At 55.0% G+C, this 5,021-nt stretch carries 3 protein-coding genes and 1 pseudogene; 3 read left to right on the top strand and 1 reads right to left on the bottom strand.

The window, feature by feature from the left end; translation table 11 throughout:
- Window positions 1-277 precede the first annotated feature (277 nt).
- A pseudogene (locus YU1_RS31225) lies at window positions 278-910 on the bottom strand (IS256 family transposase); the annotation flags it as partial.
- Window positions 911-1,170: 260 nt separating this feature from the next.
- Here YU1_RS31225 and YU1_RS33115 point away from each other — a divergent pair.
- The 3 genes from YU1_RS33115 to YU1_RS33120 form a co-directional block, all read left to right on the top strand.
- Window positions 1,171-2,535 (top strand): SAM-dependent methyltransferase, encoded by a 1,365-nt coding sequence (locus tag YU1_RS33115; RefSeq protein ID WP_084540132.1) that lies wholly within the window; start codon window positions 1,171-1,173, stop codon window positions 2,533-2,535.
- Between the two features lie 148 nt (window positions 2,536-2,683).
- Complete coding sequence (locus YU1_RS33765) at window positions 2,684-4,417, top strand: hypothetical protein (protein ID WP_210163769.1); 1,734 nt, start codon at window positions 2,684-2,686, stop codon at window positions 4,415-4,417.
- A gap of 433 nt (window positions 4,418-4,850) precedes the next feature.
- Window positions 4,851-5,021: transposase (locus YU1_RS33120; protein ID WP_156922463.1), on the top strand; the 171-nt coding region annotated here is incomplete at its 3' end.

Raw genomic sequence — 5,021 nt, forward strand, 5'->3', positions numbered from 1 at the left:
CCTCAGAAGGGGACAACTATCGCCTCGGGGTCCTCGGACCCCGGCAAGGAGATCGACTGACGACCTATGCGGCAAGGACTTCAATGTTCAGGACGGGGAAAACCAGTCCCGGGGCTCGAGCGCAAAGCTCTCTGAACCGATCTGGACCCTGTTCTTCGAACTGCATACCGGCCCCGTGGCGCAGGTCACGACCAGAGGCCTGACACACGACCGATAGAAGCGCCAAGCCGCCGAAGCCTGTCAGAAGAAACCCCTAGCAAAACCGGGGGCATCCACACACGCCCCGGTTCTTCAGTTCGTTCAGGACCCGCAGCCAGAACTTGGCGCCTTCGTTCTGCTCGATCCAGAGGCCCAGTACTTCCTTGGTGCCGTCGGCTCGCACGCCGATGGCAACGTGGATGGCCTTGTTGCGCACGAGGCTCTCATCCCGGATCTTCACCCGGATGGCATCCAGAAACACCAGCGGGTAGATCGCCTCCAGCGGCCGGTTCTGCCAGGCCGTCACTTCCTCGATCACCGCGTCCGTGACCGTCGAGATCAGGTCGGCCGACACCTCAATGCCGTAGAGTTCCCGCAGGTACCCCGCGATCTCTCGCGTCGACATGCCCCGCGCGTACATCGAGATGATCTTCTCGTCGAAGCCCGGAAAGCGCCGCTGGTACTTGCCGATCAACTGTGGATCGAACGTCGCCGTCCGGTCCCGGGGGACGGCCAGCTCAACCGGGCCACCATCCGTCAGCACCGTCTTGCGGCCATAGCCGTTACGCCGGTTGCCGCTCTCGTCACCAACCAGGTGATGATCCAGTTCCGCGTTCAGCGCCCGCTCCGTCAGCGCCTTCTTCAACTGATCAAGCAGCCCTTTCTGCTCAAACGCTGTCCTGGCGTCCGCACCGGCCAGCAATTGGTCCAGGATCGCGTCGGGAATAACTGGCTCTTTGCGTCGGGCCGAGAAGGCGGTGACGGCTCACGAAGGGTCGGTCGCGGGTGCGGCACGGAAAGTCAGATTGAATAGCCACGAGATTTGTAGACGCCTTATCTCCTAATTTTGAGGCAAGAAGAGCATCATGAACAGATCGATTTTCCGCGACGATTTTAAGCGCAACGCAACGCGTCAGGTCATGGCGCGAGGCTATCCGGCTGCCGATGTTTCGCAGAAACTAAAATTGATATATGCCAGAACAACATGACCGCGACCTCAGCCAAAACAAAATTGCAGCGGCGAAATGTCCATTGCGGAATACACGTTTTAGTGGCAACATCGCACGGACGGCAATTTCTGGCATTTTTAACTTCAAGTTGCATTTTGGTAAGACCAAACACTACCCTGGGGAGGGTATCTCCATGAAGAATGGATCGCTGGTTGTCGTCGGCTCCGGCATAAAAAGCGTCGGACACCTAACCATCGAAACGCAGGGATGGATAAGGCATTCCGACGTAATTTTGTACTGCGTCGCAGATCCAGCCACTGAAGTCTGGATCAAAGAAAATAGCAAATTTAGCGTTGATCTTTATAAATTCTACGACAATGAAAAGAAACGACTTGATACTTATATAGACATGGCGGAAGAAATTTTGAAGTACGTGCGTCATGGCAATAACGCCTGCGCCGTATTCTACGGCCATCCCGGCGTATTCGTTTACCCCTCTCACCGCGCGGTCGACATCGCCCGTAAAGAAGGTTTCAAAGCCGCTATCTTGCCAGCTATTTCGGCGCTTGATTGCCTTTATGCCGATTGTGGTGTCGATCCTTCATCCAAAGGTTCTCAGACCGTCGAAGCCACAGACCTCTTATTGCGCAGGCGCCAGCTTACAACCGACGGTCACGTAGTTGTCTGGCAAATCGGCTGCGTCGGCGATCTCGGGTTCAATTTTTCAGGGTATGATAATCGCAACCTGCATATTCTCGTCGACTATCTGGAGACGTTCTATAGTCCCGAGCATGAGGTGGTTCACTACCAAGGGGCGCAATACCCGATGTGCCCATCGGTGGTGGAGAAGATACGGCTGGACGACCTGCGCCGCGCGGCCGTTACCGGCATTTCAACGCTTTACATTCCTCCGCAGGACGAGCTCAAAACCGATGTTGAGATGGCGCGTCGGCTTGGCTTGGTAGTCAAGCAGATCACACCTGCAGAAGCACAGGCCGCGCGCAGAGGGGAAGCGATGCCTCAGCGCTCAAGCGAACGCAACGCTTCGGACAGCCGGACACAGATGAAGAGCAACGGCAGCCGATACTACCCATCGCCCGACCATAGCGGTTTGGCTACGTTTATCACGGACGTATTCGAGAATCCGTATATTCTATCGGAATTCATGCGCAATCCAGCATTGACCGCAGAGACCCACGCCGACCTCACACTCTCGGAGCGCAAAGCGCTTCTCTCTATGCATTCAGGCCGCATTCGCATGGCGATCAAGCACTCGACCTGGGACGACCCACGTGTAGCCGCAGCCGATGCGACACACAAGCTACACTCGGAGATCGAAACAGCGACGCTCTCGAAGCAGACCACCGAAAAGATGACCCCAGCTTAATATCACCGCTTCACAATCACAATGTCTAGTCGGGGCATGGCTACGTGGCTCCGCCGAACAGAACGACCGCGCCCATCATCCGATTCACGCGGTGCAGGAACTTGCATCCTTAGGCCTGTAATTCCCAAATACCTAATCATGGAGCTTCATGATGTCAGACAATACTGCCAGTCAAGACTCCTTCGCCGACGCTCAACGGTTCCTTCAGGACTGCCTCACCTCGCCAACCCTGGCATCGGACTATCAGTCCCAGGGTCAAACCGCCCAGAGCAGCGGGGACCCGCAATCTCTTGTAACGTTCCTCCAGAAGCAAGGCTACGACACTACCCCTACCGAGATAGTACAGGCCCAGGAACAGCAGAAGGACTACCAGCTTGCATATTGGATAGGTACCTACGGCACGACCTCGGTGAAGAAATCCGACGGAACCTTCGTTCTGGGGCCGCCTCTGGTGGTTGTTTCCAATACGTCGGTTCTGATCAACAACGTTGCCATCGCAAATTTCAGCTTCACAAAAAAGACATTGACCTGGACCAATGACGGCAACGACACCTCCGGTTCGATAACTTTCGGTGAAGTGCCGGCCGTCACCACCGATGCAAATCCATCCAGCGGGTATACGGGAAAACTGTTCAGCGGAACTCTGACACAGACAGACGCCTGCGCTCCAGGTTCTGGTGCACTCACCTACAGCGGCCAGATTGGTCCTATTGTCTCATTCCCATTGGAAAACTGGTCGGGCAACTATGGTTCGGCTTCGCTCAAACAGCCAGACGGCACCTACGTCATAGGCCCTGCCCTAATCGTCCAGGACGGCACAACAGTCATTCTCGACCAGACACCGATCAAGAACGCGACCTATTGCCCTATCGGAAACAAACTCTCCTGGGGCCTCGACAGCAACACGACAGCCGGCTCCGTGTCTTTCTCCAAAATCACCACACCGACCGCGAGCGGCTATGTGGGCCCTACCTTTTTCGGAACGCTTCAAACGAACCAATCTGGGCCAGCGCTGCAATACAGCGGTACATTGTCGACGCCGAAAAAGCTTTCTGACTGGATTGGTGTCTATGGACAGACCACGATTACCAATGCCGATAAGACTTACGCGGCAGGCCCGCCGATTTCGGCAATCTCCGATACTCAGGTAACGCTGAGCGGCGTCAATCTGACCGGGATCAATTTCGATGCGAACACCAACGTGCTAACTTGGCCCTTCAGCGGTAATTCTGCCGGCGGCTCGATCACCTTCACGCGCATTACCACGCCGACTTCGACGGGCTATGTCGGCAATTCCTTCTACGGGACCATCCAGCAGACGAGCGATGGCGCGTCATTGTCATTTTCAGGCATTCTCGGAAACCCCTATTCCGGAGGCGGCGGCTATCAGGAAACAACGCTTCAGAAAGTCTTCACGATTGCAGGCTACGTGATGACCGTCCTCGGCGCCATTCAATTCATCTATATAGGCTTCAAGATAGCGAGCTGGGCATGGACCAAGATCACTGCTAGCCGCGCTGCAGCAGAGGATGCTGATCCGGGGTTGGCAGACGGTGTGCCGCAAGCCGAAGCCGACCCCGGCCCGGCTATCGATCCGGACAACCCGCCGCCTGAGAACACGACCACAGACACGACCACAGAAACACAGGCGGAACCCGTAACTACGACAGATACCACCACGGACGTTACGACGGAAGTAACAACCGAGGTCACCACTGAAACCACAACTGAAGTAACAACCGAAACTACAACGGAAGTTACAACTGAAGTCACCACCGAGGTCGTCGAAGTTGTGGAAGCCGTCGTAATCGCAGATGACGAACTTGAAAAAAACGACAATAACAACCCCTTTTCGGACGAAAAGGACCCAGACAAAATATAACTATATATTCAACCGGATTGACATTCGCCACCCTGACTCCAGATTGCACTACCTCTCAAATTCTTGGTCGAAATAGGTGCACGTAGATTGCTGTTCTATCAAGTTTACTAGGCGATGTTGATCAAGGACGCGTTTGTCGTAACATATGACACTCAAAAAATATGACTTTAGGCATTGGGCGACTTCTGCGCTGGAATGGAGCGATCTTGAACAGTTACACAAGCGACCCGACGTAGTTGCGTTTGATCACTGCGTTTTTGTTTCGCAGATCGAAATTTGACGCAGTTTTCTGGCGGACAACTTTCCGCAGTGCTTGCCGCTGCACGCCCGCTTTGTTCACAAAAGTACTCGGGGAACTCTTAGGGTTCAGACCCATAAAATGATTTGCGTTGGCAGCGTGTTGTGATTCACCAGATCCATGGAGGATCTGGTGATGAGCGGAGACTGTTTCTGGCTGACGGATGGACAGTTCGCACGGCTTGAGCCGCATCTGCCCAAGGACACGCGTGGTAAGCCGCGCGTCGATGACCGACGGGTGATCAGCGGCATCGTGCATGTTCTGAAATCGGGCGGCCGATGGATCGACGCGCCGCCTGAATATGGG

Source organism: Azorhizobium doebereinerae UFLA1-100 (assembly GCF_000473085.1).
Classification (GTDB): Bacteria; Pseudomonadota; Alphaproteobacteria; order Rhizobiales; family Xanthobacteraceae; genus Azorhizobium; species Azorhizobium doebereinerae.